Source organism: Aeromonas sp. OTU364, from assembly GCF_038440395.1.
Taxonomy (GTDB): domain Bacteria; phylum Pseudomonadota; class Gammaproteobacteria; order Enterobacterales; family Aeromonadaceae; genus Aeromonas.
This window is the reverse complement of the sequence record NZ_JASATR010000020.1, coordinates 64,222-90,342: the sequence shown is the minus strand read 5'-3', so window position 1 is coordinate 90,342 and position 26,121 is coordinate 64,222. Positions and strand designations below refer to the sequence as shown.

Sequence of the window (26,121 nt, the reverse complement as noted above, 5' to 3'; positions counted from 1 at the left end):
TTCGGTAGAATTGCCGCTCATTTAGAAGTCAGATGAGGCGCGGTATGACGGTCAGGTTCCAGGCATTTCACAGCATCAAGGCGATTGGCAATCGGGAGGTGCTGTTCAACTGGTCCAGGACCAATCCCCTCGGCGCCCTGGATCAGGTGTGGCGCCCGAAGAGCCGTGACGAGCTGCAGCAACTACTGCGGGAGTACCCGGATCGCAAGCTGCGGCTCATCGGCTCCGGTCTCTCCTTCGAACCCATCCACAGCGTCTATGCCGAGGGCAGTCAGGCGCTGCTGGTGGATTTGCATCATCTGCGCGGCCGCCTGGCCCAGAGCGCCGATACCGTCACCTACCAGGCGGGCACGCCCCTCGATACCGTCTATGGGGAGCTCATCGCCATGGATCGCATGCTGCCCGCGTCCCCCGGCGTCATCGGCATCCAGACCCTGGGGGGCGCGCTCAGCACAGGCACCCACGGCCAGGGGCTGCACCAGTCCTCCCTGTGCGATGCGGTGGAGGCCCTGACGGTGATGCTGGCCAACGGGGAGATCATTGGCGTGGATCGCGCCGATCCGCGCTTCGGTGCCTTCGTGATGGGCATGGGCATGCTCGGCGTGTTGCTCGACGTCACCCTGCGCACAGTGCCGAACCGCATCATGCGTTGCACCAAGTTCACCACCGACTACCCCTTCCTGCTGGAACACAACGAGCGGCTCAACCGTGAGCACGGCTTCGTGAAGAGCTGGTGGTTCGCCTGGACCGGCGAGAGCCACATCTGGCTGGTGGATCCCGCCTCCGAGGAGGAGGTGGCCCGCTACCGCGCCGCGGGCAGCGAGCCGCTGCTGCTGGAGGGAGACGTCGACAGCGCCATGACAGCCGCACTCAATGACACCATAGATGCCACCCTGCAGAAGATGGCGCGGGACACCAAGGACGAGGCGCGGGCGGGCGAGCACTTCGAGACGGTGCGCCGCTTCAAGGATGCCTCTGACTTAGTGGGCAACGTCTACCAGATCCTCTGCAAGGGGATACCGGCGCCCCAGATCAACTGCGAGGTGGCGGTGCCCCTCGAGCGCATGCAGGAGGCGCTGGAGATCCTGCAGCACTGGCAGGAGCGCAACCCGGGGGCGCTGCACTACCCCTTTATCCTGCGCTGCACCGGTCCCTCAGAGGCCTGGCTCAGCGCCGCCTATGGCAAGTCGGTGTGCTGGATCGGGTTCCTGGTCTATCTGGCGGCGGACGGCACCTTCGTGGGGGGCTCCATGGAGCAGATGCGCGAGCTGCAGCAACTGCTGGTGCCCCTCGGCGGCACGCCGCATTTTGGCAAGCACCTGGCGATGGATCTCTACGACTTCCCGGCCCTGCTGCCGCGCTGGCACGACTTCCTGGCCTTGAAGCGCGAGCTCGACCCCCATGGCCGCTTCGAGAACCGCTGGCTCGGCGAGTTGTTCGCCAACCGCTGAGGCCATCCTCTTGGATAGGGGCGATATTTTTTGCTCCCTTCTCCCCGGGTGGGAGAAGGGTTGGGGATGAGGGGAAGAGATGGCCTCTTCAGGCCCCATGACGACAGGCGCTAAGGATGTGACATGACAGACCCGCAAGACACCAGAATCCCCGTAACCCTGCTGACCGGCTTCCTCGGCAGCGGCAAGACCACCTTGCTCAACCACTGGGTCAAGCAGCCGGAGCTCGGCGAGTGCGCCGTGCTCATCAACGAGTTCGGCTCTGTGGGGCTGGATCATCACCTAGTACAGCAGGTGGACGAACAGGTGGTGCTGCTCGATTCCGGCTGCATCTGCTGCTCGGTGCAGGGCTCCCTGGTGGAGGCGCTGCAGGGACTCTTTATGAAGGCGATCCAGCGCAAGATAAAACCCTTCAAGCGGCTCATCATCGAGACCACTGGCCTGGCGGATCCCGCGCCCGTGCTCTTTACCCTCAAGGAGGAGGGCTTCATCGCCCAGCGCTACCGTTTCGACGGCACAGTGACAGTGGTGGATGCCGGCCATATCGAGCAGCAGCTCGGCCAGCAATACGAGGCGGTCAAGCAGGTGGCCCTGGCGGATCTGCTGGTGGTGAGCAAGGGGGACCTGGTGGAGGAAGAGACGCTTATTCGGGTGGAGGCGCAGCTGGCCTCCCTCAACCCGGCGGCCCCCATCCAGCGGGTCAGCAACGGCGTGCTCTCACCCGCCGTGCTGGAGAAGCTCGGCGCCTACAACGAGGCGGCGGGGCGCGACGTGCGCCAGCTACTGGCCTGGCTGCGCACCGAGTCCCCGAAACAGGGGCTGGCTTCCCCCATGCAACCCAGGATGCAGCCGTTTGCCGCCAAGGTGGGCACGGCCGCACCGACCCATTTCGAGCATGGCAACATAGAGAGCTTCTCCCTACGCATCGGCGAGCCGCTCAAGCCGTCCCGCCTGCTGGCCGCCATCGATGCGGTGCAGGGGCAGTATGGCGACGCCCTGCTGCGGCTCAAGGGGATCTTGCAGCTGGAGGGCGAGAGCCAGCCCGTGGTGATCCACGGAGTGCACGGCCAGCTCTATCCGTTGCAGGCCCTGGGGGAGTGGCCGGAGGGCAAGGCCCAGTCCCGGCTGGTGTTCATCGTGAAGAGCCAGGACAAGGCGGGGATAGAGCGACTCTTCATGGAGACCCTCAGGGCCCCTGAGCCCAGTCTGGAAGAGCAGCTCAGAGCCATGCTTGGCCAGCCGGATGCCTGATATGCTGATATGACCCGCGCCCGTGCGGGTCTTTTCTTATCTGTTGAGGAGACAAAGACTCATGCCTGACAGCACTCACCTGGTGACCCCCGCCCAACGCAAGTGGCTACCCTGGCTGACCGCGGTCGGCTTCTTCATGCAGACGCTGGATGGCACCATACTCAACACCGCCCTGCCCAGCATGGCCGAGGCCCTGGGGGAGAGCCCGCTGCAGATGCAGTCGGTGATCATCGCCTACATGCTGACGGTGGCCCTGCTCATTCCCGCCTCCGGCTGGCTGGCGGACCGATTCGGCACCCGCCGCGTCTACCTGGCCGCCATACTGCTGTTCACCCTGGGGTCCCTCGCCTGTGCGGCCGCCAATACCCTGCCCATGCTGGTCGCCGCCCGGGTGCTGCAAGGGGTGGGCGGCGCCTTGCTGATGCCCATAGGGCGCCTTGCGGTGCTGCGGGTATACAGCAAGCACGAGCTGCTGCGAGTGATGTCCTTCGTCACCATCCCTGGTCTGCTGGGGCCCCTCATGGGCCCGGCGCTCGGGGGCTGGCTGGTGGAGGTGGCGAGCTGGCACTGGGTCTTCCTCATCAACCTGCCGGTGGGGGTGCTCGGCTTCATCGCGAGCTGGTACTTCATGCCCGATCTGCGCCAGCACACCGCCAGGTTCGACTGGCAGGGATTCGTGCTGTTCAGCGTCGGCATGGTGCTGGTGTCGGTGGGCTTGCAGGGGCTGGGGGAGCACAGCATCTCCACCGGCTGGGCCCTGTTTGCGCTGCTGTTCGGTCTGGCCGCCATGGCGAGCTACTGGCTCTATGCCGCCACAGTGGCGCAGCCGCTCTTCAGCCTGGCGCTGTTCAAGACCACCACCTTCGCCATCGGCATCTGGGGCAACTTGTTCGCCCGCCTCGGCAGCGGCGCCATGCCCTTCCTCACGCCGCTCTTCCTGCAATTGGGACTGGGCTTCTCACCGAGCAAGGCGGGCATGACCATGATCCCCACGGTGATCGGCGCCATGCTCACCAAGACGCTGGTGAACAAGTTGATTCCGCGCATCGGCTATCGCCGCATCCTGATCGGCAATACCCTGGCGCTGGGGGTGATGATTGCCAGCTTCTACTTCATCGACAACCAGGTGCCGCACTGGGTGCTGCTGGTCTGGCTGGCGGTCTTCGGTGCCATCAACTCGCTGCAGTTCTCCGCCATGAATACGCTCACGCTGCAGGATTTGAGTGCCGAGCACGCCAGCAGCGGCAACGGCCTGCTCTCTGTGGTGATGCAGCTCTCCATGAGCCTGGGGGTGGCCATCGCCGCCAGCCTGCTCGGGCTCTTCTCCGCCGGACAGCCGGCACAGGCGAGCGAACGCTGGCTCGGCGGCTTCCACCTCACCTATCTGTGCATAGGTCTGATGTCCATGCTGGCGGCCCTGATCTTCGCCCAGCTGGCCAGAGATGATGTCAAGGAGAGACGGCGCCAGGGTCCGCTCTGATGACCACAGGGATGGCGCGGCAATGAGAGAGGGCGGCCCTGGCCGCCCTCTCTCATTGGGGTATCAGACCCTGAACTGATCGACAGCCCGGTGGAGCAGGCTCGCCTGTTCGGCCACGTTCCGGCTGGCGCGGCTGTTCTGCTCGGCCTGGGTCAGGGCGTCGTTGGCGATGTCGCGGATCACCACGGCATTGCGATTGATTTCACTCGCCACCGAGCTCTGCTCTTCGACCGCCGTGGCTATCTGGGTGCTCATGTCCATCATCTGGTCCATCTGACGGGTGATGTTGGCGAGCTGGGTGCTTGCCTCTCCGGCGGCCTCGACGCTGCGTTCCCCCTGGGTGCGGCACTCGCCGATCAGGGTGACCACGCTCTGGGTACGGGCCTGCAAGCCGGAGACGATGGCGGCAATCTCGCTGGTGCTCTGCTGGGTACGCATGGCCAGGTTGCGCACCTCATCGGCAACCACGGCGAAACCTCGTCCTTGCTCGCCGGCTCTGGCGGCCTCGATGGCTGCGTTGAGGGCCAGCAGGTTGGTCTGCTCGGCGATGGCCTGGATCACCGCCAGCACATTGCCCACCTGACGGCTCTCCTCGGCCAGGGCGATCACCTCCTGGCCCGAGGCTTCCAGCTTGGCGGAGAGGGAATGGATCACCGCCATCGTTGTCTCCACGCTCTCCCGACCCTGCTGGGCGCTCAGGTTGGTGGTGCGAGCACTTTCGGCGGCGCTCTCCGTGTTGCTGGCGATCTCCTGCACAGTGCTCTCCATCTCGGTGGCGGCGGTGGCAACCAGATCGCTCTCCTGCAACTGCTGCTGGGTGCCCTCCTGGGCGGCGTTGGCGTTGTGCTGCAATTGGGCGGTGAGGCGTTCCAGGTCCGTGACCGAGGAGACGACCTGGCCTATGACCTGGTTGAAGTGCTCCAGCATGGTGTCGAAGTCGCGGCCCATGGCGCCAAATTCGTCCCTGGAGCCGATGCGGGCGCGCAGGGTGAGATCGCTGCTGGCGGTGACCCGACGCATGGTGTCCGCCAGCCGCTGCAGGCCGGTCATGACGTCGCGGCCGATCAGCAGGTTGAGGCCGAGGGCGGCCAGTATGCCGAGGATGCAGAGCAGGACCATGACCCTGAGGGTGCGATCATGGGTGGCGTCGGCCTCCCGGGTCAGGGCCTGGGTCAGGGTCATGCCCGCCTGGCGCATCTGCTCGGCGCTGCGATTGAGCTCGCCCCTCAGCCCCTCGCTGGCACTCAGACCCAGGCGTTGCTCCTCTGTGACCAGGGCAAGGAAGTTCTGGCGGTAGCGCTCCAGCAGGGCAGCGAGGGCCGGTTCACCGGCGAGAGCCAGGGCCAGGGGGGCCAGGTTCTTTTCGAACTTGGCACGATAGCTGATGTCACGGCGCAGCATGAAGTCCTTCTCGTCCCGGCGCAGTTGCAGCATCAGCAGGCTCTCCTGCTGCTGGCCCCGGGCCTTGAGTTCCTGCTCCATGGCATGGATGGCCTGACGCAGGGCGCCGTAATGGCCGCTGGTAGGGGTGAGCCCTATTTTCTCCTGCTGGGCGCGCAGGGTCTCGAACTGGCGGCTGTACTCCTTGAGCTGGCTGGCAAAGGCCAGGATGTCGGCCTGCTGCGTGCCCCCATGGTCTCTTGCCATCTCGGCGAGCAGCTGGCTGGCCTGGTCACTCTGGGTAATGAAGGCGGTGGCGGCAGCGGGGTCCCGGCTCAACAGGAACTCTCTCTCCTGCAGGGTGAGGGCAACGAGGTCGGCCTCCACCTGCTTGGCCTGCAGCATCTCGGCGTTGCTGCGCGACTCCTGCCCCGAGAAGTAAAACATGACCCCCATGACGACGGCCTGGATCCCGGCCACCAGGATGGCGGATAACACAAGTTTCTGTTTGACGTTCACGACGACCTCAAGGGGCAAGGGAGATGGCTAGCGTATCGGCGCTGAAGATATATCCTGAAGGTGGCTTTAGCGTTTTATTCTGCCGGCTTCGCGATATGGATTCGATGGGTTCTGTCATCACACTGTCATATAGCGAAATAGTCTGGCGTCGCCCCCGAACCGGCGGTGGGGGGGGCGGAAGGGGGCGGGCGCGATCAGGCCTGGATATCGGCCAGGACGCCGCTCGGCGTCCAGTGGAAGGGGATGGGGTCGAGGCGCTGGGAGGCCTTGTCATAGCCTTGCCACAGCTCTCCCAGGGGGCGGCCATCGGTGGGATGGCGCAGGCCGGGGGCCAGCTCCGCCAGCGGCCAGAGCACGAAGGCGTTGGTGAGGATCTCGCCACGGGGCAGTACCAGGGGGGAGTCGCAAACCAGATCCCCATAGAGCAGCAGATCGAGATCCAGAGTGCGGGGGGCAAACTTCTTGGCATCGGGCTCGCGGCCGTGGGCGAACTCCATGGCCCGCAGCCGCTGGCACAGGGTTGCGAGGGGCAAGTCGGTGTCTGCCCCCACCACCAGGTTGTAGAAGGGGCGGCCATTGAAGCCCACCGCCTCGCTCTCGAACACCCGGGAAACCTGCAACTCGCCAAACTCGGCATGCAGGGCATCGAGGCCGGCCCGGATATGGCGCTCCCGCTCGATATTGGAACCCAGGCTGATGTAGATACGGGTCATGCAGCGCTCCCTGTTATCTGGTTCGAGCCGAGGCTGATATAGATGCGGGTCATCAGCAGGCGCTCGCGGCCGGGGTGCGGTGGCGCAGGATCTCGACCCCGACTCCGGCGGCATTGGGCACGGCACCCGGCTTGGTCAGGGTCACCTTGACCCACTGCACCCGCTGGTCGGCCAGCACCAGGGCGGCCACCTGCTCGGCCATGGTTTCGACCAGCTCGACGACCTTGCTCTGGGCGTGATCACAGATCTTGCGGGAGAGGGTGGCGTAATCCAGTGCCAGATTGATATCGTCGGTTGCGGCGGCGGGTCGGTTGTCGAATCCCATCTCGAGATCGAAACAGAGCTTCTGGCGAATGCCTTTCTCCCACTCATATACCCCTATGGTGGTCAAAACCTCGAGTCCGCGAATAAACACCTTGTCCATGACAGTACTTCTTCTTTACTCTTGATGGGCTGTGAAAACAGCGCAGGGATGCAGGCCTGGCAAGCCGATTGCCGCTGGCGGCCGGTTTGGGCGACAGGCTTTCGGGCAAGCCCAGACCAGAGAATGTGGCCCGCATCATACCCCATTCATATCGTGGTAAAAACGACCAAGATGACGGCCCTGACGATTTTGATGATTATTCTGGCCTATCTGGGCGGCTCGCTGTCCAGCGCCGTGCTGGTTTCCCGCCTCACGGGTCTGCCGGATCCCCGCGACCATGGCTCCCACAACCCGGGGGCGACCAATGTGCTGCGCCTCGGTGGCCGGATGGCCGCGCTGATCGTCCTGTTGCTCGACGTGCTCAAGGGCATGGCTCCCGTCTACCTCGCCTGGTATCTGCAGATCAAGCCCGTCTACCTGGGGTTCATCGGCGTCGCAGCCTGCCTGGGTCACATGTACCCCATCTTCTTCCACTTCCGGGGGGGCAAGGGCGTCGCCACTGCGCTCGGCACCATGCTGCCCATCGGCTTTGCCATGGGGGGGGCGGCGATCGCCACCTGGCTGCTGGTGCTGCTGGTGAGCGGCTACTCGTCGCTGGCCTCCATCATTACAGTGCTGCTGACCCCGCTCTTTACCTACCTGCTCAAGCCGGAATATACCCTGCCGGTCTCTCTGCTCTCCTGTCTCATCCTGGTGCGCCATCACGAGAACATCACCCGCCTGCTCAGGGGCGAGGAATCCCGACTCTGGGGCCGCCGAGGCACGGCTTCCCCCACAGAAGTGATAAAAACGAGTGATGCTGCGCAAAAAAGAGACGAACGAGACGAAAAGTGAAATTTCCCGTTGACCACCCGCCTTAAAATCCGTTTAATAGCGCCCACGCCCAGATAGCTCAGTCGGTAGAGCAGGGGATTGAAAATCCCCGTGTCGGCGGTTCGATTCCGTCTCTGGGCACCATATTTGGTGCCATGAAAGAAAAATTTGTTCATGCACAATAGTTTAAGTGTGCCGGCTTAGCTCAGTAGGTAGAGCAACTGACTTGTAATCAGTAGGTCACCAGTTCGATTCCGGTAGCCGGCACCATTTGCCCAGATAGCTCAGTCGGTAGAGCAGGGGATTGAAAATCCCCGTGTCGGCGGTTCGATTCCGTCTCTGGGCACCAAATAAAGGATGATGAGATAGCGATATCTGGTCTCCGAAGTACAATTCCTCCTTAGTTCAGTCGGTAGAACGGCGGACTGTTAATCCGTATGTCACTGGTTCAAGTCCAGTAGGAGGAGCCAATTCAAAAAGACCCCTGTCGCAAGACAGGGGTCTTTTTTTATAGTCTCGCATGCGTATCACCGCACATCGGGATGTGCTCGCCAGGATGTTGGCCGCAATGGCTTAACGGAAAGCTGAAAGTGCATTCAAAACAGGCGGTCAATGCATCATAAATGGTCTCGTTGCTTAAGCTCCTGTACAAGAACTGGTCGTTACAATGGTGCTCATATAGAACAAGGGCTGCAAGCCCGCAACTAGTATCGACGAGGCTGTGATGAACTTAAGACTGACACCTGTATGGATTGCATTGGCATTGGCTGGCACGGTTGCTCACGCAAGTGACGACATCTACTTTGGTGCCGGTGTCGGTGCCGCTCACTTCAACGGTCTGAACAAGGTAGAAGGCGTTGACAGTGGTACCGAAGACGCGTTCACCGGTAACCTCTTCATGGGTTACAACTTCAACGAGACGTTCGGTGCCGAACTGGGTTACCAGTACGCTGGCCGTGGCAATACCAATAGCGGCATCCACAACAACACCTACGAAAACCAGGGCGCCACCCTGTCCGGTATCGCCCGTCTGCCGTTGGGTGAGGACTTCTCCCTGTTCGGTGAAGCGGGTGCCTACTGGTCCCATACGCATGGCTTTGGGGTGACTGATTCCCGCGTGTCGCCGATGGCTGGCGTCGGTCTGACCTACAAGCTGAACGATGCCCTGGATCTGCAGGCGCGCTACCGCTACATGTGGGACGTGGCCGATCTGACCACCTACACCGGTGAGCAGTACAAGTCCAACCAGAGCGTGGCGACGCTGGAAGCCGTATATCATCCGTTCCGCACCTCCTACGTTGAGCCTGTTGCTGCTCCTGTCGTGGCAGAGGCGGCTCCTGTGATGGTCGAGAAGAACTTTTCCCTGAACTCAGACGTGCTGTTTGCCTTTGGCAAGGCAGATCTGAAGCCGGAAGGGGTGGAAGCCCTGAGCGGTCTGTACAAGCAGATCGTTGAATTCCAGCCGAAGGATGGCAGCGCCATCGTCGTGGGTTACACCGACCGCATCGGTTCCGATGCCCAGAACCAGCAGCTCTCCGAAGCCCGTGCCCGCACCGTGGCCGACTTCCTGGTGAGCCAGGGCCTGGCCACCAGCAAGATCGCCATCGAAGGTCGCGGTGAAGCTGACCCTGTCACCGGCACCCAGTGTGACGGCGTCAAGGGCAAGAACGAGCTGATCTCCTGCCTGGCACCGGATCGTCGCGTCGAAGTCCGCGTCTCCGGCGTGCAGGAAGTGCAGCAATAAGCTGACGTCAGCTCAGCTGATCTGAAGAGGGGATGCCATGGCATCCCCTCTTGCTTGTCCGGGCTCCCGCCTTTAGGACGGACGAAACCGCCTGGCATGGCGACCCTGGTGCCTTATCCCTCTTCAGCTTCGCGACAATCTGTCGTACCCCGCCTCTTATACCTTTCCTGTCAGTGAGTTACAGCCATCCTCTCGGCTAGTATGATGGCGTGACCGGCCTGTGCCCCCGCTTTCTGCGAACTGGCATCTCTCTTTGGGCGTGCAGGCACCTGATCCCCTCCCTTGGCAACCCTGGGCGGGACAAAACCATGATCGAGGTAATCTATGAATGCGACCGAGCTGTGGCAGCTTTCTCCCGAACAATTCAACGAGTGGCGGCGGGAGAATGACTATCCATTGATCTGGGAGTTGCTGGTGGCCTCGCTGCCCCATTTCGACGACTGGATGACAGAGCAGAAAATGGAGAAAAGCGTCATCTTCCAGATCGGCATCGCCCGCTTCATCAGCTCGCGATCCGTGCTCAGCCTCTGCGTCTACATGAGCGACGACAAGATAAGGCTCTATGAGAGCGCCTCTAGCGCGCTGGAGTCCCTGCGCAAGAGCGGCCTTGTCCGCTCCGAGACGCGCTTCGAGCCCTATGCCATGTGGCTGGCCGCCAGGCATGGCAAAGCCGAGGTGAAGCGGGCGCAGAGCCTGCTCTCCGTCTCCGAGAACAACAAGGGGGAGGCCCAGGTGCTGGGCAAGCATCGCCTGCTCAACATCGGCGGCGTCGAGCTCAAGAGTCCCATCATCTCCGGCCGGCTGCTGGACTTTACCTGCCTGGACGAGCTTTCGCTGGACGGTGCCGTCAACAACTCCAAGGTCTATCTGTGGCACTGCTCGGCCAAGGGGGTGAGGGTCAACGGCGGGGTGATCGGCCTCGATCTGTTCGATTCCCTGCTGTGGGATCACAGGGCCTGGGCCAAGAAACGGGAGCTGGCGCTGGAGGATGGCGTGTTTCAGGACTTCACCATAGAGTGCGAGGAGATCCGTTTCCACGCCTCCCGGGCCGTGCTGAAAAATTTCAACGTCAGTGCCAAGAACTTCGATGCCACCATGGAGCACACCAATCTGGACAAGGTGCAGGTGGTCTACAACGAGAATGGCCGGATCGATAACAACGAGGCCAGCAAGCTGTACCGCAATGCCAAACGCATCTTCTCCAGCGTGGGGGACACCGTCGATGCCGGCGAGTGCTATTACAAGGAGAAGCTGCACGAGATGAAATCCCTGGCAAGTCCGAGGGAGCTGTTCAGGGAGCGCTGGCTGCGCAGCGGCCTGATGACGAAGGGGTGGCTCTCCCTGCTGTGCTACCTCAAGTGTGCCAGCAAGTTTGTCAGCTTCATCACCTGGGGATTTGGCGAGCGGCCGATAAGAAGCCTGCTGATGTCGATGGGGGTCATACTGCTGGCGACCCTGACCTACTTCCTAGCGCCGGAGTCCGTGACCCATGGTCACCTGGGGCGCTCCCTCTACTTCAGCATAGTGACCTTCGTGACCCTGGGTTACGGCGATATCTCCCAGACCTCCTCTCCCCTCCAGTTGTTGTCGGCCATAGAGGCGTTCTGCGGCATGTTTCTGACCGGCCTCTTCCTCGCCGGCTTTGCTTCAAAGACCAAGCAGTACTGACGATAGCGCTGGCGGCGGTGACACCACTAGCCCTGCCGCCAGGGACTGACCAGCCGCCAGGATCCGCCAGCACGGCGGGGATGCCGTTCTTCCTTGACGCACCGGCAGTGGAGCGACTTTATTTAGAGTCATGGGTCGCGCTTGCGATGGATGGTGCGCCTAGTGTTGCACGAGAAGAAAACAGGGGAGCGAGAGCGGTATCGATCAGTCCACAATCGAAGCAGAGAAGGAATAACGCTATGATATTGAATCACTTATGGGGATTGTATGCGCATCCTCACACCGAATGGCATACCATAGACGAGAGGCATGACAGTTTCCGAAACAGTCTGACTCATATCCTGATCGTGGCCCTTATCCCGCCCATCTGTGCCTATTACTCCGCCGTGCACATAGGTTGGAGCATTGGCGTCGGTGAGCCCATCACCCTGACCGCGAACAGCGCCCTCATGCTGTCGATAGCCATGTACGTGACGCTCATCATAGGCGTCCTCGCGCTCTCCTATCTGGTGCATTGGATGGGCCATACCTTCGGTTCGGATCCCAGCTACACGACGTCGCTCGAACTCGCGGCCTACACCTCCACGCCGCTGTTCATGGTCGGTTTTTCCGCCTTCTTCCCGCACCTCTGGTTCATGATGATCATAGGCCTCATCGGGCTCAGCTACTCGGTGTACCTGCTCTATGTGGGGGTGCCTATCCTGATGCACATTCCCAAGGAGCAGGGGTTCATCTATGCCAGCTCCGTGGTCACCGTCGGTCTGGTGCTGCTGGTCTGCGTGCTGGCGGCCACGGCCATTCTGTGGGGATCCGGTTTTGGACCCGTGTTTACCCATTAGCCGCTGACGAACCGGCAGAAACGACAAGGGCGCCTCTATGGCGCCTTTGTCATGGGGCTCACTCACCCTTTCTGGCCGGGTCCTGGCAACCGGATGGAGTGAAGGCGTCGGTTGCGAAGATCAGCGCGGGTTGCCGCTGCCGATGCCAAAGGGGATGCGGTAGTCGCTGCTCTGATCCCCCAGGCTCACTGTCAGGTTGCCCTGGGCGCGGCTCGGGAGTTGCACCTGCTGGGTGCCCATCAGGTTGGCGTGGACGGAGGCTACCAGGTCACCGGATTCGTCGCGCACCTCCAGCATGGGGTTGCTCTTGCCGGCCATGGCAGCGCTGGGATGCCAGTTCACGAACAGCACACCCGGGGTGGCATTGAAGTCGGCGGGAACGGCAGCCTGGGCAACACCGGCACTCATCAGGCCTGCGACGGCCAGCATCTTGATTACATTTTTCATCTTCATTCACTCTCTTGGTTTTTATGTCATTGGCAAGGCCGGAGAGGCCCGCATCAATGCATCCTTGCAAGAGGTTATTCAAATACTATGTAGTTCTTTTACTGACATCAGACACCCTGTTTCGGGTATTACAGCCTTGAACAACTGGTTATTTGGCCGCTTGGCGATCCTGCCTAAGCGATGAGTGAATGGTAAACAGGTCATCCCTTGGTTGTTAGCGAGATTAACTGGTCTAGATGTTCAAAAAACATGAACAAGATATGAGGGATCTGCCACTCAGGTCTACCCGCGTCCGAGCCGCTCCCGTCAGCGGCCTGCAGGACCGTTGCCGCAATGAGGCCAGCCATCGTCTCTGTTGGGGGGATCAGGACGGGTCGGTGCGTCGTCGTCCCCCATGCCAGGTGGTGCCCATCGATGCGGCTATGATGGCGGCTATTCCCAGCCACTGGGACGGGGGCAGTTGCTCCCCCAGCAACAGCAACCCCATCAGGGCGCCCATGGCGGGTTCGCCGCTGGTCAGGATGCCGTAGCTCTTGAGCGGCAACCGGCGCAGGGCAAACATCTCGAGAGAGTAGGGGATGGCGCTCGAGAGCAGCCCCACCCCGACGATGGCCAGGATCACGGGGAAGGCGAACGAGGCCTCGCTCGCGCCCTCCAGCCCGAAGGGCAGCACCAGCAGGGTGCCCACCCACATGCCAAGGGCCGGCGCCTGGGCCCCCAGCAAGGCACCTGCCCGCTTGCCGGTCAGCATATAGAGCCCCCAGAACACGCCGGCCCCGAGAGCCAGGGCGGCCCCCAGAGGATCTATGGCCTGCTCGGCCTCCCGCAGGGGCAAGAGCAGCAGCAGCCCGGCGATGGCCAGCGCCAGCCAGATGAAGTCTGCCCGGTGGCGGGAGTTGAGCAGCGCCACCGTCAACGGGCCGATAAACTCGATGGCCAGCGCCACGCCGAGGGGGATGCGCTCGATGGCCAGATAGAAGAGCAGGTTCATGGCCCCAAGGGAGAGTCCGTAAGGGATGGCCCCCAGCAGGGTGCGCCTGTCGAGGGGGGCACGCCAGATGCGAAACACCAGGGAGAGGAGGAGGGCGGCGCACCCCAGCCGGAACAACGTGGTGCCGGCGGCTCCCAGCAGGGGAAACAGCGACTTGGCCAGTGAGGCCCCCAGGGTGATCGACAGCATGGCGAGCAGGACGGCCAGCAGGGAGGAGAGGGCGGGGCTGTTTGGCTGCATCTTGTTCAAACCTGAGTTGGGTAGAAGCAAGAAAATATATCTGGAGGCCGCCGTAATTTCGGTCTAATACTGGCCTTACACGATAATTTTTATCTAATGAGCCCCATGACCGACAAATTTGACCTGCTCATCCTCGCCGAGCTGCAGCAGGATGCCCGTCTGCCCATTCCCGAGCTGGCCCACAGGGTCGGCCTCTCGGCGCCCGCCTGTTACCGCCGCGTCCGGGCGCTGCGGGAGGCGGGTCTCATCGAGCGGGAGGTGGCGCTGGTGGCGCCGGCGACCATGGGCTGGCCCATCACCATGCTGGTGCTGGTGACCCTGGAGCGGGATCACGGCCGCATCGTCGATGAGATGATCGTCAGCCTGCAGCGGGAACCCGAGGTGATGGATCTCTGGTACGTGACGGGTGAGCAGGACTTCGTGCTGCAGGTCGCCGCGCGAGACATGCAGAGCTACGAGCAGTTCACCCGGCGGGTGCTCCATGCCAGGGAGCAGGTGCGCAGCTTCAAGACCCTGGTGGTCATGGGGCAGCACAAGCGTTGCGGCGCCTTGCTGCCCGGGTGAGAAAGGGGGGGTCGTTGCCTTGACGGAATCAAGGGAGCGCCAAGGGGTCGTCAGGAAAACTAAAAGGGGCAGATACTACCTGCCCCTCTGTGTCAGCCGGGTTCCCCGGCCGCCAGCTCCTGCGCCGTCATGGGGCGCAGCACCTTGCAGGGGTTGCCCACAGCGACCACGCCTGCCGGAATGTCTCTGGTGACCACGGACCCTGCCCCGATGACGCTGTTGTCACCTATGGTGACGCCTGGGCAGATGACGGTGCTGCCCCCAATCCAGACGTTGTTGCCGATGCGCACCGGCTTGCCGAACTCGACCCCGGCCACCCGAGGCGCCACCGCCACCGGATGGGCTGCGGTGTAGATCTGCACCCCGGGGGCCAGCAGCACGTTGTCGCCTATGTGTACCTCGCACACATCGAGGATGGTGCAGCCCATGTTGGCGTAGAAGTTCTCCCCCACGAAGATGTTCGCGCCATAGTCGCAGAAGAAGGGGGGCGTGATGGCGCACTGGGCACCGCGGCCGCCGAGCAGCTCATGGAGCAGGGCATCCCGCTCCGGCTTCTCTTGCCAGCGGGTGTTGAAGCCGTGATAGAGCCTGCGGCAGCGCTCGCGGGCCGCTTTCAGCTCGGGGTGGCCCGCATCATAGGGTTCCCCCGCCACCATCTTCTGCCATTCGGGGCAACGCTCGGCTGCCCTCTGCACTGTGATTGTCTCGGCCATCATTGCTCCATCAACCAGATCAGGGATTCATAAGGACGCAGCTCGCAGGATTGCGGGCGGGCCGGGCTGCCTTGGTAGTTGCCAAGCAGCAGGCGGCCTTCGCCGGTTTGCAGCTCGGCAGGCAGCGCAAACTCCACCGGCTCGCCGTAGAAGTTGCTCACCACCAGCAGGGTCTGGCCGTTGGCGCGGCGGGCATAAGCCCAGATCCGGGCGTGCCCCGCCAGCAGCTCCTGATAATCCCCCTGGGTGAAGATGGGATATGCCTTGCGAAGGGCGATGAGATCACGGTAGTGCCAGAACACCGAGTGCTGGTCGGCCAGCGCCGCCTCGGCGTTGATCTCGGGGTAGTTGGCGGCAGGCTTGAGCCAGGGCGAACCCTGGGTGAAGCCCGCGTTGGGGGCGGCGCTCCACTGCATCGGGGTTCGGGAGTTGTCACGGGACTTGGCCCCCAGAATGGCGAGGATCTCGGCCTCGCTCATCCCCTCCGCCTGCTTGATGGCGAAGATGTTGCGGCTCTCCACATCCTGATAGTCGTCGATGCGCTGATAGCCGGGGTTGGTCATGCCGATCTCCTCCCCCTGATAGATGTAGGGGGTGCCCTGCAACCCGTGCAGCGTGCTGGCCAGCATCTTGGCGGCGACCACCCGATGTTCGCCCTCGTCGCCGAAGCGGGAGACGATGCGCGGCTGATCGTGGTTGCACCAGAACAGTGCCGACCACCCCTTGCCATGCATGCCGCTCTGCCAGTGGTTGAAGATGCGCTTGAGTTCGAGGAAATCGAACGGCGCCTTGGTCCACTTGTCGCCATTGGGGTAATCCACCTTCAGATGGTGGAAGTTGAACACCATGGAGAGCTCTGAGCCGTCCAGCGCACCATAGCGCTGGCAGTGCTCGAGACTGGTGGAGGACATCTCCCCCACCGTCATGGCCCCCACGGGGGCGAAGACGTCTCGGCTTATGTCCTGCAGGAATTCGTGGATGCGCGGCCCGTCGGTGTAGAAGCGGCGGCCATCACCTATCTCGTCGTTCGGGAACGCCTGATCCTTGGAGATGAGGTTGATGACGTCGAGACGGAAACCGTCGACCCCCTTCTTCGCCCAGAAGTGGATGATCTTTTTCACCTCGGCGCGAACCAAAGGGTTTTCCCAGTTGAGATCCGCCTGCTCGCGGGCAAACAGGTGCAGGTAGTACTGGCCGGTGGCCGGGTCCAGCTCCCAGGCGCTGCCGCCAAACTTGGATTGCCAGTTGTTGGGCACACCGCCCTCTACCGGGTCTTTCCAGATGTAGTAGTCGCGGTAGGGGCTGTTTTTATCCCCCAGCGCCGACTTGAACCAGGCGTGCTCGGTGGAGGTGTGGTTGACGACGATGTCCATCACGATGCGGATGTTGCGCTCGTGGGCGGCGGCCAGCAGCGCCTCGAAGTCGGCCATGGTGCCGTAGGCGGGATCGACGGCCAGGTAGTCGGCGATGTCGTAGCCGTTGTCCACCTGGGGGGAGACGTAGACAGGGGTCAGCCAGAGGGCATCGACGCCGAGAGTCTTGAGATAATCGAGGCGGGCCATGATCCCCTTGAGATCACCGGTGCCACGGGCGCCGGAGTCCTGAAAGCTCTTGGGGTAGATCTGGTAAATCACGGCGCTTTGCCACCAGGGTGTCTGTGTCATGGTTGGTTCGCTCATTGGTTGAAACTGGTTGGAACAGGGCAACGAAAAAGGGCGGAGCCTGGGCTCCGCCGATATTGTGTGGATCAGACCGTGGCCAGATCCAGCTTGCCGGCCGCCTGCTGGCGCTTGTAGACCAGCAGGGTCAGCACCACGGGCACCACTATGGCCACCAGCATGGCGACGGCGTAGATGCCCCAGTATTGCGGCTGGATGGAGAGGATGCCTGGCAGGCCACCCACACCGATGCCGTTGGCCATCACGCCGCTGAAGCCGCAGATGAGGGCCGCGAGGCTGGAGCCCACCATGGCGCATAGCATGGGGAACTTGTACTTGAGGTTGATGCCGTACATGGCCGGCTCGGTCACCCCGAGGTAGGCGGAGATGGCGGCCGGGACCGAGATCTCCCGCTCGTTCTCCTTGCGGCTGATAAGGATGATACCGACGACCGCCGAGGCCTGGGCGATATTGGAGAGGGCGATCAGCGGCCAGATGGGGGTGCCCCCCATGCTCTGCATCAGCTGCAGATCCACCGCGTTGGTGGTGTGGTGGATGCCGGTGATGACCAGGGGCGCATAGAGGAAGCCGAACAGGGCGGCGCCTATGGGAGCAAACGACCCCGTCATGGCGGCCTTGGCGGCAAAGCCGACGCCTTCGCCAATCCAGCGACCGAAGGGGCCGATGAAGGCGTGGGCCACTATCACCGCCAGCAGCAGGGAGATGAAGGGCACTATCACCAGGTAGAGATAGGCCGGAATGATGCGCTTGAGGCTGGTTTCCACCCAGGCGAGGAAGACACCCGCCAGCAGGGCCGGAATGACCTGAGCCTGATAGCCCACCTTCTGGATGACGAAGAGGCCGAAGTCCCACACTTCCGGGGTCTGCTGACCGATGCCGTAGGCGTTCATCAGTTGCGGCGACACCAGGGTGATGCCCAGCACTATGCCGAGGATCTCGGATCCCCCCATCTTCTTCACCGCAGACCAGCAGACGCCCACCGGCAGGAAGTGGAAGATGGCCTCACCCAGCAGCCAGAGGAAGGCGTGCACCTGGGCCCAGAACTGGCTGATCTCGGTGAGGGTATGGGTCCCGTCGTCGAACATCTTGATGTCGCCGATGACGTTGCGAAAGCCCAGGATCAGGCCGCCGGTGATGATGGCGGGCAGCAGGGGCACGAAGATCTCCGCCAGGTGGGAGATGCCGCGCTCCAGCGGATTCATGTTGTGGCGGGCCGCCTGTTTGGCGGCATCCTTGCTGGCGCCGCTCACCCCGATCTCCTCGGTGAGCGCCTTGTACCACTGATCCACCTCGTTGCCGATCACCACCTGGAACTGGCCGCCCTGGGTGAAGCTCCCCTTCACCGAGGGGATGGTCTCGATGGCCTTGGGATCGGCCTTGGCCGGATCGGCCAGCACGAACCTGAGCCGGGTCAGGCAGTGGCTGACGGTGGTGATGTTCTCCTTGCCGCCGATCCGTTCGATCAGCTGTGCCAGATGCTGTGTGTTGACTTTTGACATGAGCCTTCCCTCTGTGACTCCATGAATAATGGTCGTTTCTTTGCCGGCTGGCCAATGACCGCCCGCTTATTGGTATCGTTCCCAATCAGCATGAAGCCAGTGGCAGACATCAGCAATGGGAACGTTCCCAATTCGTGGCGGTGGTCACAAAAAGTGCAAAACGCCGGTAATGAGAGGAAAAGATAGACTACAGGGGCTGACAGGGGGCTATGGTGGCTCTGGGGGGCTGCCCCTCTTCAATCTGATCGAGCAGCTGTCTGGCGGCCAGAATGCCGGCATCCTTGTAGCCGAAATCCAGGCTGAGGGTGTTGGCAAACAGGAAGGTGAGCATGGGATTGCTGCCGAGGCCGCTCACCAGGATGTCGGTGCGCCCCAGCTCCTGCAGGTACTTGGCGGCGCCTATGGCCAGGGTGTCGCTGGCGCAGACCATGGCCTGGGTGCCGGGGGTGACCAGCTCGGCTGCCAGTCGGTAGCCGCTTTGCAGGCCGAGATCCCCGAGGGCGCTGCGGGGCGTGAGTCCCTGCTCCCGGCAGTAGTCGAGGTAGGCCTGATGCCGGCGCAGCCCCGTGGTGAGGTCGCTGCGTTCGACCCCCAGATAGGCGACCTCTGTCAGGCCGCGCTCCCCGAGGTGTGCGAGCACGGCGCGCACCGCGCCGTCATCGTCGAAGCAGACCGACGAGAAGCCGGGACGCTCGCGGGCCATCAGCACCAGTTTCTCCCTGAGCGGCGCCATGGCGGCGTAGTCCAGATCGTTGAAGGCAAACAGTATGATGCCGTCCACCCCGCGCCGCTCCAGCACGGCCAGGTGCTCGCTCACCTTGGCGGGGGAGAACTTGCTCTCCATCAGCACGGCGTCGTAGCCACGCTGGTAGAGGGTCTCCAGCATGCCGCGCACCGCCTGGTTCTCCGAGCTGGAGTCGAGGCGCGACACCACTATGCCGACCACCTGCTGGCTCTGATTGCGCATGGCCCGCGCCGACTTGCTCGGCACGAAGCCGTGCTCGGCGATCACCGCCTCGACCCTGGCCCTGGTCTGGGCGTTGACCCTGGGATCCTGATTGAGCACCCGGGAGACGGTCGACTTGCCGACCCCGCTGAGGCGAGCGATATCGAGGATGGTCAGTTTCTTTTCCATGTGGGATCCGTGACAGGGGAGGGCGGCAACCGGGATGCAGACATTGTTGTGATTAACTCCTGTGAATACAAGCCCATGGCGTTAGAATGCCCTTTTGCCCAGGCGGAGCCTCCGCCATTGCACAGGACGCGCATCATGGATCTGTTGGCAAGTCTGCACTTCTCCCTCTCCATCACTGGCCCCATCTGTCTGGTGCTGGTACTCGGCATCTGGCTCAAGCGGCTGGGTCTCTTGCCCGACAGCTTCGTCGAGTCCGCCTCTCGCCTGGTGTTCCAGGTCACCCTGCCAGCCCTCTTGTTTCTCAGCATGGTGCGCACCGATTTTTCCACCATGCCGAGCCCCTGGCTCATCCTCTACGGCCTGCTCGGCACCCTGGCCGGTTTTCTGGTGCTGGAGCTGCTGGCGGCCCGCTTCATCAGCGAGCAGAAACTGCGGGGCATCTTCGTGCAGGGCAGCTTTCGCGGCAACATGGGGATCATGGGGCTGGCCTATGTGCAGAACGCCTATGGTTCCGAGGGCATAGGTGCCGCCGCCCTGCTGGTGGGCTCCATCACAGTGCTCTACAACATCCTCGCCGTGATCACCCTGACCCGCAGCCTGGGGGGCGGAAAAGGGATCAAGCCCATCCTCAAGGGAATCGTCAGAAACCCCCTCATCATCGCCATACTGGCGGCCCTGCCGTTCGGACTGCTCGGCATAGAACTTCCCCAGCTGGTGATCACTACCGGCAACTACTTCGCCAGCATGACACTGCCGCTGGCGCTGCTCTGTACCGGTGCCAGCCTCAACCTCAAGGCCCTGCGCGGCGGCGCCATGCTGACCGGCTGGGCCACCGCCAACCGCCTGTTCTGCATTCCCGTGCTGCTGGTGCTGGGGGCCTGGGCGCTCGGCTTCACTCCCCAGGCCCTCGGCATCCTGTTCCTCATCAGCTCCACCCCGACCGCCGCCGCCAGCTATGTGATGACCCGCGCCATGGGGGGCGACAGCGCCCTGGCGGCGAACATCATCGCCACCACTACCCTGGGTTCGCTCGTCACCACCAGCCTGGGGGCCGCCCTGATGAACTATTTGGGACTGATGGGGTAAGGTGTTATCGGGATGTGATGGTCCCAGTCATGGAGCGCAAATTGGCGGTTAATATCATCCCTCCTCGCCACGCCCCCGGCTCGCTGGTCACCAGCCGTCTGACTGGGGGCTGCCCTGATGAACTACCTGGGATAGATGGGGTGAGGTGTTAGCCAAGACGGGCCGCGTTGCCAGGGCTTGACCTTGCCGCGGGCGTCAGCTTTAGGCTGGGGACATATCCACAGAGGAGATATCCCATGACCATAGAACTCACCGTCTCCGGCATGTCCTGCGGTGGCTGCGCCGCCAGCCTGCAGAAGGCGCTGCTGGCCCAAAGTGCCGTCAGCCAGGCTCGGGTCGATTTTGGCAGCCGCAAGGCCGTCATCGAGAGCGAGCTGAGCAGGGACGAGTTGATCGCGCTGATCGAAGCAAGGGGATTTAGTGCGGAGTGATTTATCCCTATATGGGTAAAAATCAGACCAATATTCTGTTTGCTTGTTTTTATTGTTGAGAGTGATCACTTAAAAACGAGCCAAGTTGGATGAAAATGCTGCGGTCAACTAACCCAAAAGGATTGCAGCATGACTCACCCTATCCGCAAGACCCTGCTCGCCGTCGTCCTCGGCATGACCCTCTCCCCCCTGGCCATGGCCCTGCCGCAGGTTCATATTCTGGCGACCGGTGGCACCATAGCCGGGGCGGGGCAGTCCGCCACCCAATCCAACTATGAAGCGGGCAAGGTGGCCATCGAGACCCTGATCGCCGCCGTGCCCGAGATGAAGAACGTGGCCGAGGTGAAGGGGGAGCAGGTAGTCAAGATTGGCTCCCAGGACATGAACGACGAGGTGTGGCTCAAGCTGGCCAAGCGGGTCAACGAACTGCTGGCCAAGGATGACGTGGATGGCATCGTCATCACCCATGGCACCGACACCATGGAAGAGACCGCCTACTTCCTCAACCTCACCGTCAAGAGCGACAAGCCGGTGGTGCTGGTGGGGGCCATGCGCCCCTCCACCGCCATGAGTGCCGACGGCCCGCTGAATCTGTATAACGCCGTGGTCACCGCCTCCGACCCCAGCTCCAAGGGCCGTGGCGTCATGGTCGCCATGAACGATACCGTTCTTGACGCCCGGGACGTCACCAAGACCAACACCACAGGGGTGCAGACCTTTGCCGCCCCCAACTTCGGCCCGCTCGGCTACATCCACAACGGCAAGATCGACTACCAGCGCAGCCCGGCCCGCCTGCACACCAGCAAGACTCCGTTTGACGTGAGCAAACTCGACAAGCTGCCGCAGGTCGGCATCGTCTACAACTATGCCAACGCCACCGATCTGCCGGCCAAGGCCATGGTGGATGCCAAGTTCGATGGTATCGTCAGCGCCGGGGTGGGCAACGGCAACCTCTACCACAGCCTGTTCGACACCCTGGCCAAGGCCAGCGAGGACGGCATCCGGGTGGTGCGCTCCGCCCGCGTGCCGACCGGCGCCACCACCCTGGACGCCGAGATCGACGACGCCAAGTACGGTTTCGTGGCCGCCGGTACCCTGAACCCGCAGAAGGCGCGCATCCTGCTGATGCTCTCCCTGACCCAGAGCAAGGATCCGGCCCAGATCCAGCGCTGGTTCCAGCAGTTCTGATCCCGGGGCTCAACCCGCTAACCTAAATCCATGAAGAAAGGGCAGGATCCGATCCTGCCCTTGCTTATGGCGCCATGTTCAGATGCCAGGTGCCTTCAGCTCACCATCAGCCAGCCGCAGAAACCCAGATACACCAGCCCCACGCAGGCCAGCCTGCCCGCCGTCATTCGCCCGTGGCTGAAACCCCACCACAGCAGTGCCACCGTCAGCAGGGTCACCAGGGAGGAGACCAGCATGGTGCTGTCGAGCAGCCAGGGGGTGAACAGCAGACAGAACGCCTTGGGAATGGTGCCCTGGATCATCATGGCCCCCGAGATATTGGCCAGGGCCAGCCGATGCTTGCCCTGCCGCACCCAGATCAGCACGTTCATCAGCTCGGGCATCTCGGTCGCCACCGGGCTCAGCAGCAGGGCCGCCAGCATGGGCGAGAGGCCGAACAGCTCGCCCATGCTCTCCAGCTGATGAACGAACAGCTGCGCCGCCAGCGCGACCACCACTAATGCCACCAGGGTCTGTAGCAGCACCTTGCGAAGGGCCGGGATGCCGGCCTTGGGATCCAGCTTGAGGGGCTCTGGCAACGGGGTCTCGTGGCTGTCGGTCTGTTTCAGCTCGCGTCGCACATAGAGGAGGTATGCCAGCACGAACAGCGGGGCCAGCCAGGTCTTGCCGGTGAAGGCCACCATGCCGAGGGCCACCGCCACCAGGAAGATGCCGATAAACCAGGCCTGATCCCGGCCAATCTCGCGCTGTACCTCGCCATTGATGACCCTGTGTTCACGGCCCATGCACAGCAGCAGGGTCAGGCCGACGGCGGCATAGCCTATGGTGGAGAGCACCAGCGGGCCACCGAGGGCGGCGCCTATCCCTATCTGCTGCTGGGCGGGGGCATCCCCCATCAGCAGCGCGCTCAGGGTGACTATGCATTCGGGCAAGGCAGTGCCGAGGGCCGCCAGCAGGGAGCCGGTGGCGCTCTGGGAGAACTTGAGGTGATGGCCGGTCCATTCGATACCGTTGACGAAATAGTCGCAGGCCAGGTAGATGGTGGCGGCAGAGAGCAGAAATAACAGCAGGGTGATCAACATAATGGGCAACCGCCAGGCGAGCAGAACAACCGATGGACCCGATACGGCTCGCCCGGCTGGCTTGCGTATCGAGGCCAAAGGTCTTGCAGAGCGATAGATGCTATCGCCGCCCATGCCATGGATCGGCAGATCCAAGAATGTTGACATGAGCCCGGCCCGGATCATGGGCGGGTTGCTACTCCCCAATGACAGTGCGGGGTTTTTACCAAGAGACGGGTCACCCCACAAGGAAAATGGCGGCTCATCCCCCCGGCAACTTGTAAGGGGATGTAACCTGGCCAGCGACCAACCCCATCAGCTCTGCTCGCCAGGATCCGGATCCCGCCCACAGGATCCTCGCCTTGGCACAGGGATTGCTATGAGTTGACTACTGTCCACATTGACTTGGGAAGGGTGAACGATGAAACGGTGGATCCAACATTTTTACCAGCTGAATCGCCTCAACTGGCTAATGGTCTGGCTGCTGCTCTGCTGCAGCATCATATTGCTGTTCCCGGCCGGGCTGATGAAAGGCGCCGTCAGTCAGTGGGCCACGGCTCACGCCGCCTGGCTGGGGGTCGGCATGCTGATCGCCATCTCCTACTTCTGCAGCCAGGGTTTCCTGATCGCCTGGGAATGGGCCTGTGACGAGTGGCAGTCCCGCCGTCAGCAGGATCAACTGGCCCAGATGATTGGCTTCCTGGACTTCAACGAGAAGGCGGTGCTGCGCGAGTTCGTGCTACAACGGAAAAGCGTCATAAACCTGCCGATCACCGAGCCTGCCGTCAAAAACCTGATGGATGCCGGTGTGCTGACCTATGCCTATGGCAAGCCGGTGCGAGAGAAAGAGGACGAAAACCAGATCCGCGCCCTGATGATTGCGCTGCCGGCACGGCCGCTGCTGACCTACAAGGTGCTGGGGCTGTCGCGCGGCAAGATGAGCGACGAGCAGGTGGAGCAGATCATGAATGCCAGACCCAAGTTTGCCCAGAAGAGCTTCCAGCGCTGAGCCGCCACCATCCTTCAAACGAAAGAGCCGGACACTGTCCGGCTCTTTGTTATCTGGTTGGGGCTACTCGGTTCTTGCCTTGAGATAACCGGCGTAGTCGGGTACCTGTACGCTGAATGCCTGCTGCATGTGCGGGCTGTCCATGATGAAGTCCGCCGTCGCTTCATTGGTGGCGACCGGGATGTTCCAGACCGCCGCGAGGCGCAGCAGAGCCTTGACATCCGGATCGTGCGCCGCGGGATTGAGGGGATCCCAGAAGAAGATCATCACGTCGATCTTCCCTTCGGCGATGAGGGCGCCGAGCTGCTGATCGCCCCCCATGGGGCCGGAGAAGAGGCAGGTGATGGGCAGTTGCGCCTTCTTGCCGAGCAGGGTGCCGGTAGTGCCGGTCGCATAGAGGTGGTGGAGCTTGAGCTCCTCCTTGCGGCGCAGCACCCAGTTCAGCAATGGGGTCTTCATGTTGTCGTGAGCCACCAGGGCTACCCGCTTGTGGGGCGCCATCTCACGTGCAATCAGTTCCATGGAAATCATCCGTAGCAAAGTGATGGGAATAGGGCCGTATCCTAATCGAAAGCGGCGTGTGCTGCTCTGCCCTGCATCGTAACTGTGATCACTGCAATGGTTCAATCCGGCTTGGAGCCGTGCCTCGTTCACCGAGCCCGGCGGTGCGCCCCGTGCCGTAAAGGGGGTTTGCTGACTTGGGAAAACCGCCCGGTTGGCCACCTGCCTGGCAGACAGTAATGCCCATATGTTTCAGATTCATGCCTGGGCTTGAAGCTGGCGGCCCAGAAAAAACCCGCCTTGGCGGGTTGGGGGCAGATCTTGATGACATCCGCACTCAGGATGATGCGGTATGAAGCTGGGATTGCTGATAATTTTCCAGGCCGATGCGAGCGATGAGGTCCAGCTGGGTTTCCAGCCAGTCGACGTGTTCCTCCTCGTCTTCCAGGATCTCCTGGAACAGGTCACGGCTGACGTAATCATGGACGGATTCGGCATAGGTGATGGCCACTTTCAGGTCGGGGATGGCATCCATTTCCAGTGACAGATCGCAGCGCAACATCTCTTCGACTGTCTCACCGATGCGCAGCTTGCCCAGATCCTGCAAGTTGGGCAGTCCTTCCAGAAACAGCACTCGCTTGACTAGCTCGTCGGCATGCTTCATCTCATCGATGGACTCATGATATTCCTTGTGCCCGAGCCCCTTGAGGCCCCAGTCATCGTAGATGCGGGCGTGCAGGAAATATTGGTTGATGGCAACCAGCTCATTGGCCAGCACCTTGTTGAGGTGGGCAATGATTTTGGGATCTCCTTTCATCGACATTACTCCTCGTGTTCGAGCCTAGGGCACCGATCACTAGAGCGTAGTCGAGAAAAATGACCATAAGAAGAGGGCGAATCGGCTCCCCTGCAAGGGAGAGCATCCGCTCGATGAAGTGAAGGGGTCAGGAAGAGGCGCTTCAGGCCACTTCGTAATAAAGGGGCGCCTGCTCCGACTCCAGCTTGTCGATCTCGGTGGCGATGATCTCCATCGCCATGCGCACGCACTTGCCACATTGGGCACCGACTTCCAGCGACTGTTTCAGCTGTCTGAACTCGGTCTTGCCTGCCTGTACCGCCTTGCGGATCTGGTTATCTGTGATGCCGCGGCACAAACACACGTACATATTAGTGGACCTCATGCTGGAATGAGATGAAATCTAAATGAGAATGGTTCGTAATGCAAAGAACGAATGGTAATAAGATCCCCTGCTTGCCAGTGATTCCCCCCTTGAGGAGAATGCAACCATCAGAGA

At 62.1% G+C, this 26,121-nt stretch carries 25 protein-coding genes, 4 tRNA genes and 1 riboswitch; of the genes, 16 read left to right on the top strand and 13 right to left on the bottom strand.

Annotation, left to right across the window (positions count from 1 at the left end):
• Positions 1-44 precede the first annotated feature (44 nt).
• From AAHB08_RS17825 to mdtD, 3 genes are all read left to right on the top strand, one after another.
• Entirely contained in the window at positions 45-1,451 is a 1,407-nt protein-coding gene (locus AAHB08_RS17825) for a D-arabinono-1,4-lactone oxidase (protein ID WP_342059667.1), read from the top strand.
• Positions 1,452-1,574: 123 nt separating this feature from the next.
• Complete coding sequence (locus AAHB08_RS17820; protein WP_319917296.1) at positions 1,575-2,702, top strand: CobW family GTP-binding protein; 1,128 nt, start codon at positions 1,575-1,577, stop codon at positions 2,700-2,702.
• Positions 2,703-2,763: 61 nt separating this feature from the next.
• Complete coding sequence (gene mdtD, locus AAHB08_RS17815; protein WP_265435668.1) at positions 2,764-4,182, top strand: multidrug transporter subunit MdtD; 1,419 nt, start codon at positions 2,764-2,766, stop codon at positions 4,180-4,182.
• Between the two features lie 63 nt (positions 4,183-4,245).
• Here the strand turns inward: mdtD and AAHB08_RS17810 are convergent, their stop codons facing one another.
• From AAHB08_RS17810 to folB, 3 genes are all read right to left on the bottom strand, one after another.
• The gene (locus tag AAHB08_RS17810) at positions 4,246-6,081 is read right to left on the bottom strand and encodes a methyl-accepting chemotaxis protein (RefSeq protein WP_342059666.1); all 1,836 of its coding nucleotides are present in this window, start codon (positions 6,079-6,081) and stop codon (positions 4,246-4,248) included.
• Between the two features lie 194 nt (positions 6,082-6,275).
• Positions 6,276-6,794, bottom strand: coding sequence for a 2-amino-4-hydroxy-6-hydroxymethyldihydropteridine diphosphokinase (gene folK, locus AAHB08_RS17805; RefSeq protein WP_342059665.1), 519 nt, complete (start codon positions 6,792-6,794; stop codon positions 6,276-6,278).
• 52 nt (positions 6,795-6,846) lie between these two features.
• Positions 6,847-7,218, bottom strand: coding sequence for a dihydroneopterin aldolase (gene folB, locus AAHB08_RS17800; protein ID WP_202047317.1), 372 nt, complete (start codon positions 7,216-7,218; stop codon positions 6,847-6,849).
• Between the two features lie 171 nt (positions 7,219-7,389).
• Between folB and plsY the strand changes: the two genes are divergently transcribed.
• From plsY to AAHB08_RS17760, 8 genes are all read left to right on the top strand, one after another.
• On the top strand, positions 7,390-8,052 hold the full coding sequence (gene plsY, locus AAHB08_RS17795; protein ID WP_139439591.1) for a glycerol-3-phosphate 1-O-acyltransferase PlsY: 663 nt from the start codon (positions 7,390-7,392) through the stop codon (positions 8,050-8,052).
• Between the two features lie 47 nt (positions 8,053-8,099).
• Positions 8,100-8,175: transfer RNA gene (locus AAHB08_RS17790), tRNA-Phe, on the top strand.
• Positions 8,176-8,225: 50 nt separating this feature from the next.
• Positions 8,226-8,301: transfer RNA gene (locus AAHB08_RS17785), tRNA-Thr, on the top strand.
• A gap of 3 nt (positions 8,302-8,304) precedes the next feature.
• Positions 8,305-8,380 (top strand) — tRNA-Phe (locus AAHB08_RS17780).
• 45 nt (positions 8,381-8,425) lie between these two features.
• A tRNA-Asn gene (locus tag AAHB08_RS17775) sits at positions 8,426-8,501 on the top strand.
• 254 nt (positions 8,502-8,755) lie between these two features.
• Complete coding sequence (locus AAHB08_RS17770) at positions 8,756-9,775, top strand: OmpA family protein (protein ID WP_202047316.1); 1,020 nt, start codon at positions 8,756-8,758, stop codon at positions 9,773-9,775.
• 324 nt (positions 9,776-10,099) lie between these two features.
• Positions 10,100-11,443 carry a potassium channel family protein gene (locus AAHB08_RS17765; protein ID WP_342059664.1) on the top strand — a complete coding sequence of 448 codons (1,344 nt, stop codon included), beginning with the start codon at positions 10,100-10,102 and terminating at the stop codon, positions 11,441-11,443.
• A gap of 239 nt (positions 11,444-11,682) precedes the next feature.
• Entirely contained in the window at positions 11,683-12,282 is a 600-nt protein-coding gene (locus tag AAHB08_RS17760; protein WP_106885681.1) for a Yip1 family protein, read from the top strand.
• 120 nt (positions 12,283-12,402) lie between these two features.
• On the opposite strand, the gene AAHB08_RS17755 is transcribed toward AAHB08_RS17760, so the two are convergent.
• Positions 12,403-12,735, bottom strand: coding sequence for a hypothetical protein (locus tag AAHB08_RS17755; protein WP_342059663.1), 333 nt, complete (start codon positions 12,733-12,735; stop codon positions 12,403-12,405).
• A 358-nt stretch (positions 12,736-13,093) separates the two neighbouring features.
• Positions 13,094-13,960 (bottom strand): EamA family transporter, encoded by an 867-nt coding sequence (locus AAHB08_RS17750; protein ID WP_342059662.1) that lies wholly within the window; start codon positions 13,958-13,960, stop codon positions 13,094-13,096.
• 105 nt (positions 13,961-14,065) lie between these two features.
• Between AAHB08_RS17750 and AAHB08_RS17745 the strand changes: the two genes are divergently transcribed.
• Positions 14,066-14,524, top strand: a complete 459-nt coding sequence (locus AAHB08_RS17745; protein ID WP_342059661.1) for an Lrp/AsnC family transcriptional regulator — start codon at positions 14,066-14,068, stop codon at positions 14,522-14,524.
• Between the two features lie 92 nt (positions 14,525-14,616).
• Here AAHB08_RS17745 and AAHB08_RS17740 read toward each other — a convergent pair whose 3' ends face one another.
• The 4 genes from AAHB08_RS17740 to treR all read right to left on the bottom strand — a co-directional run bounded on the left by AAHB08_RS17740 (position 14,617) and on the right by treR (position 19,550).
• Positions 14,617-15,237 (bottom strand): sugar O-acetyltransferase, encoded by a 621-nt coding sequence (locus AAHB08_RS17740; protein WP_342059660.1) that lies wholly within the window; start codon positions 15,235-15,237, stop codon positions 14,617-14,619.
• On the bottom strand, positions 15,237-16,901 hold the full coding sequence (gene treC / locus AAHB08_RS17735) for an alpha,alpha-phosphotrehalase (RefSeq protein ID WP_342059659.1): 1,665 nt from the start codon (positions 16,899-16,901) through the stop codon (positions 15,237-15,239). Before treC ends, AAHB08_RS17740 begins: the two co-directional genes overlap by 1 nt.
• An 83-nt stretch (positions 16,902-16,984) precedes the next feature.
• Positions 16,985-18,415 carry a PTS trehalose transporter subunit IIBC gene (gene treB, locus AAHB08_RS17730; RefSeq protein ID WP_342059658.1) on the bottom strand — a complete coding sequence of 477 codons (1,431 nt, stop codon included), beginning with the start codon at positions 18,413-18,415 and terminating at the stop codon, positions 16,985-16,987.
• Positions 18,416-18,602: 187 nt separating this feature from the next.
• Entirely contained in the window at positions 18,603-19,550 is a 948-nt protein-coding gene (gene treR, locus AAHB08_RS17725; protein WP_342059657.1) for a trehalose operon repressor TreR, read from the bottom strand.
• A gap of 135 nt (positions 19,551-19,685) precedes the next feature.
• Here treR and AAHB08_RS17720 point away from each other — a divergent pair, with 135 nt between their 5' ends.
• From AAHB08_RS17720 to ansB, 3 genes are all read left to right on the top strand, one after another.
• Positions 19,686-20,636, top strand: coding sequence for an AEC family transporter (locus AAHB08_RS17720; protein ID WP_342059656.1), 951 nt, complete (start codon positions 19,686-19,688; stop codon positions 20,634-20,636).
• 236 nt (positions 20,637-20,872) lie between these two features.
• Positions 20,873-21,067 carry a heavy-metal-associated domain-containing protein gene (locus AAHB08_RS17715; protein WP_342059655.1) on the top strand — a complete coding sequence of 65 codons (195 nt, stop codon included), beginning with the start codon at positions 20,873-20,875 and terminating at the stop codon, positions 21,065-21,067.
• Between the two features lie 129 nt (positions 21,068-21,196).
• A complete protein-coding gene (gene ansB / locus AAHB08_RS17710) occupies positions 21,197-22,255 on the top strand; it encodes an L-asparaginase 2 (RefSeq protein ID WP_342059654.1) in 1,059 nt (352 codons plus the stop codon).
• 95 nt (positions 22,256-22,350) lie between these two features.
• Here ansB and AAHB08_RS17705 read toward each other — a convergent pair whose 3' ends face one another.
• Positions 22,351-23,337, bottom strand: coding sequence for a sodium:calcium antiporter (locus tag AAHB08_RS17705; protein WP_342059653.1), 987 nt, complete (start codon positions 23,335-23,337; stop codon positions 22,351-22,353).
• A gap of 88 nt (positions 23,338-23,425) precedes the next feature.
• Positions 23,426-23,533, bottom strand: a riboswitch (yybP-ykoY riboswitch).
• A 204-nt stretch (positions 23,534-23,737) separates the two neighbouring features.
• Here AAHB08_RS17705 and AAHB08_RS17700 point away from each other — a divergent pair.
• Positions 23,738-24,325 (top strand): superinfection exclusion B family protein, encoded by a 588-nt coding sequence (locus AAHB08_RS17700; protein ID WP_025328396.1) that lies wholly within the window; start codon positions 23,738-23,740, stop codon positions 24,323-24,325.
• 63 nt (positions 24,326-24,388) lie between these two features.
• Here AAHB08_RS17700 and AAHB08_RS17695 read toward each other — a convergent pair whose 3' ends face one another.
• The 3 genes from AAHB08_RS17695 to AAHB08_RS17685 form a co-directional block, all read right to left on the bottom strand.
• Entirely contained in the window at positions 24,389-24,847 is a 459-nt protein-coding gene (locus AAHB08_RS17695) for a methylglyoxal synthase (RefSeq protein WP_162519091.1), read from the bottom strand.
• 316 nt (positions 24,848-25,163) lie between these two features.
• Complete coding sequence (bfr, locus tag AAHB08_RS17690) at positions 25,164-25,643, bottom strand: bacterioferritin (protein ID WP_139433902.1); 480 nt, start codon at positions 25,641-25,643, stop codon at positions 25,164-25,166.
• Positions 25,644-25,785: 142 nt separating this feature from the next.
• Positions 25,786-25,992 (bottom strand): bacterioferritin-associated ferredoxin, encoded by a 207-nt coding sequence (locus tag AAHB08_RS17685; RefSeq protein ID WP_139433903.1) that lies wholly within the window; start codon positions 25,990-25,992, stop codon positions 25,786-25,788.
• Positions 25,993-26,121: the final 129 nt, after the last annotated feature.